The organism is Pseudomonadota bacterium, from assembly GCA_010028905.1.
GTDB lineage: Bacteria > Vulcanimicrobiota > Xenobia > RGZZ01 > RGZZ01 > RGZZ01.
This window is the reverse complement of the sequence record RGZZ01000473.1, coordinates 1-3887: the sequence shown is the minus strand read 5'-3', so window position 1 is coordinate 3887 and position 3887 is coordinate 1. Positions and strand designations below refer to the sequence as shown.

Here is a 3887-nt window from a genome sequence, read left to right as displayed (position 1 = left end):
TCGACCGCGCGCGGTCGAACAGCCCATTGATCGCGACCCATTCCCGATTCGCGTTCTTGATCAACTCCGAGATTCGGAGCTTCATCGCGGCGTCGCGGAGCGCCTGGATGCAGATTGCCAGGATCTCCGGGTCCTCGATCACCATCGAGAGGATGATCTCGTCGATGTTGTTCAGCTCGTCCGACTTCTCCGCGGCCGGGTTCGAGGTAGACCGCTGCCCGGAGAACACGCTCTCCCACCACGCGCCCTTGTTCGCGATCTTGTCGAAGCGAACCGCGTCGTAGGACTTCTCCGTGAGGTAGTAGATCACGTCGACGAGGTGCATCGTGTTTCCCTGCCGCACGGCGCGCCCGTTGCGCTGGTGCAGGGTCGCGGGCTCCCACGGCAGGTCGAGGTGGTGGACGGCGCAGGACCGCCGCTGGAGGTCCACGCCCTCGGACATCAGCGCGCTCGACCCGATCACCACGTCGTACTTCGGCGGGGTGGTGGCAGATCCGTTGAACTCCTGCGAGACGAGCAGCCGCTTGGCCTTGTCCGCCGGCAGGAACACGATGCGGTTCTCGGGGATCGCGCCGCGCGAGGCCGAGACGATCGCCTTGAGGATCTGCGGGTGCAGGATCTTGAAGTCGCAGAATACGACGTGGCCGCACCGCCCCTGGTCTTGGACCGGCGTCGCCGCGACGCCGCGCGCGGTGAGCGCCCCCCAAGCCGCCTGCACCTGCACCCGAGGACCCGAGACGACGGCCGTGTACGTTGTGTTGTCGGCCGCCGGCTGCATCTGCACGAACACCGCGTACTCGTGACCCGCCAGCCGGATAGCGTCCGCGACCGCCGCCTGCACCTGGGGCAGCGCGCTTTCGTCGCGGAACCCGGGAACCATGAACAGCGCGCGATCGACGTTCGTCGCGACGATCTGAGCGAGCTTGGCGATCTTCGGGATGACCGGGTTCTTCTGGTAGTAGGCCCGGATCTCGTCGAGGCCCAACGCGGGGAGCAGGTCGGTCAGGATGGCGTCCCGAATGTACTCCGTCCGCTTCGGGCGGGAGATCCGCTTCCCAGCCGGGGTGCGCGGCACGTCCGGCTTGGGCCCTTTCTTTCCGGATGCTTCCCACGCTTGGATCAAGAGGTCGTGCTGGTTCCACAGCCCGCCGCGGTACATCGTGTCTTGAATCCGGTCGGCCGACCGCTCTGCGTAGTCGAGGATCAGGATCGGGCTCATGGCCGCCTTCGTGGCGAGGCTCTGCCAGATCAGACTCAGGACACCCTTCGCCGCGTACTCCGTTTCCTCGTCCGTGACGATGTCTGCGACATTCGGGAAGTTCTCGTCCAGATCCTCGAACGCCGTGCTGACATCGGTGATCTCGGGCTCGCCCGTTTCGGGGTTGACGACCCACAGGTTCAGGTCGATCTGCGTCTCGATCCCGCATCCCGCGGTCTGCTTGGTCGGGTCCTGGCCCTTCTTGGGGATCCAGCCTGCGTAGATCGCCGCCAGCGTCTTGATGACGGCGACCTGCGCGCCGTCACGGGCGAAGTCGAGCCGGTACGGCTTCGTGTCGGGCAGGTTCTTGATCCAGCCCTGGGCGATAAGCTCCGCGGTCGACAACCGCTGGAACACGGTCGAGATCACGCCCATCATCTCGTCGCCGTTCTTGAACCCCTTCAGAATCAGCTTTACGTCGAAGTAGCCGTTGGACCGGAGGATGCTCTTGGTCGCAAGCTCCCAATAGCGCTCGATGAACGCTTCCTTGTGGTGGATCCCGGTGTCCTGCCAGACGCGCGGGTTTACCATATCGATCAGGGTGTACAGCTCCAAGGGGCTGTTCACCATCGGCGTCGCGGTCAGGAACAGCACGCCGCCCGCGCCGTTCGCGTTGCGGTGAATCAGGCGCGTCTTGATCAGCATATCCCAGGAACGACGCGTACCCACAAAGATCCCGTCCTGACCCTTGCCCGCGTACTCGATCTTCTGGATCGGGAACCACAGGTTCTTGTACCGGTGCGCCTCGTCCACGACGATCGCGTCGATCCCGAGGTCGGACCACATGACGAGACCCGGGAGCGGCTGGAAGGTATCGTCCGACTTCTGCACGTCCTCCGCGACTTCCGTTGTATCCTCCGCCTCTTCCGACGGCGTTTCGTCCCCGCTTTCGGCCTGCCGGGCTTCGTTGTCTTTGACTTCCTTCGCGTCGTCAGCCTGTTCGGTGTCCTCGTCACTCCCCGCGTTCGGGCGGTACTTCCGGCTATCGACGAGCCCGCGGATCACGGCCTGGATCTTCACAAGCTCGGCCTGCGTACCGAGGCCGCCCATCTCCTTGATCTTGCGACTCACACTTGCCTGGGTGGTTTCGATCTTGGTAGTCAGGTCCGCGATCTGCTTCGCGCGGTGATCGCTCCATTCGGGGGTGTCCGCGATCTTCGAGTGCAGACTCTTGTACAGTTCTGGCGTTGTGGCGGCCGTATACGCCGCGAGGTCGCGCTTCATACGCGCGATCCGTTCGAGCTGGCGCCGGATTTCGTTGGCCTCCTTCGCGCTGTCACGGCGAGCCCACGCCAGACCGAGGAGCACTTCGCCTACTTCTTCGGGGCTCGGCTCCACGTCACGGAAGAACGCATCCATGCCGCAGATCAGGTAGTCGTAGCCGCCGGCGGCGAACCGGAGCCACTTCTCCAGGCGGGTGTCCGGCGAATCGAGGCGCGTCGCCAGGGAACGCAGCGTCGCCGCGTCGATCTTCGTGTTGATCTTCTGGATCTGGTCCTGGCGATGCTGCTCCCAGCCCTCGCGCTTCGCGACGCTCCGGTGAAGGACCGCGTACTTCTCCGGGGTGTCCGCGCCCTCGTACCGGGCGAGGGTCGCATTGAGGTCAGCGATCACCGCCAGAGCTTCACGCGCCCGCGGAGAGGTGTCCGAGGCCGGATTGATCCCGATGACGCCGATGCGCGCGTTCGGGAACGCGCGCTTGCCGTCCGCGTACCACTTCTCCAGCACGCTCGTCGGAACGACGGCGATGGGGCGACGCGCAGCGCCGATCTGGCGCCACCGGAGCAGCGTCGCGCTGCCGGCGAACGTCTTCCCTGCGCCCACGTCCGCAGCCCACAGGAAGGGCTGCGTCTTCCCGCCCATCGTGCAGCGGCGCACGATCTGGTTCTGGTGCGGGTGCAGAACCACCGACGGGCTCTGGCCGGCGATCGAGAGCGGCACCGTCGGGATCTTCGAGATCATGCGCGGCGCGAATCGCGTGTTGTACTCGGACTCGACCTGATCGACCCACTTCGACTCAGAGAGCCATTCGCGGAACAGGTTGACGTACTTCTCGTCGGTTTCGAGCACGATCTTCGGCGAGATATGCTCGCGCTTGCCGTCGGCGGTCTTCCCGGTCTTGTACGCCGGCGTGGTCCCGCCGTCATCTTCGACGCTGACCTTGTCGACCATCGACGCGCGGTTGCAGTAGCCCAGCAGCCAGTAGATCGGCGCGAGATCGATCTTGTTCTCCTTGGCGTACTCCGCGAACTTCTTGTACGCCTCGTTCCGCTCGAAGACCAGGAAGTCGTTCTCGCGGCTCAGCCGCAGCGGTCCGTAGGCGTCTTGGAGAGAGGGCGGGTAGACTCGGCGGCCCCCCTTCGGGTCGATCTTCAGATCGTTGATCCAATCCTGCACCGCCTCGACGGGAACGAACGGCGAGCGCGGCGTCACGTCGATCTCGGCGAGATTCTTCGGTGCCGACCACTCGGCGAGAACCCCTGCTTTCTGCGCTTCGAGCTTGGCTCGGACAGCGGCGGTGAGGCTCGGGTTCGTGAGGCTCCGGTCGATGTTCGCCAGGATGCCGGCGGGAGGGCCCGAGAAGTACGCCCAGCGCGGATACAGCAGCACGCCCTCGGTCCGGATGTCG

1 protein-coding gene is annotated in these 3887 nt (G+C 65.1%); it reads right to left on the bottom strand.

Annotation, left to right across the window (positions count from 1 at the left end):
• The coding region (locus tag EB084_21375) for a hypothetical protein (protein ID NDD30816.1) at positions 1–3887 on the bottom strand (3887 nt) is incomplete at both ends.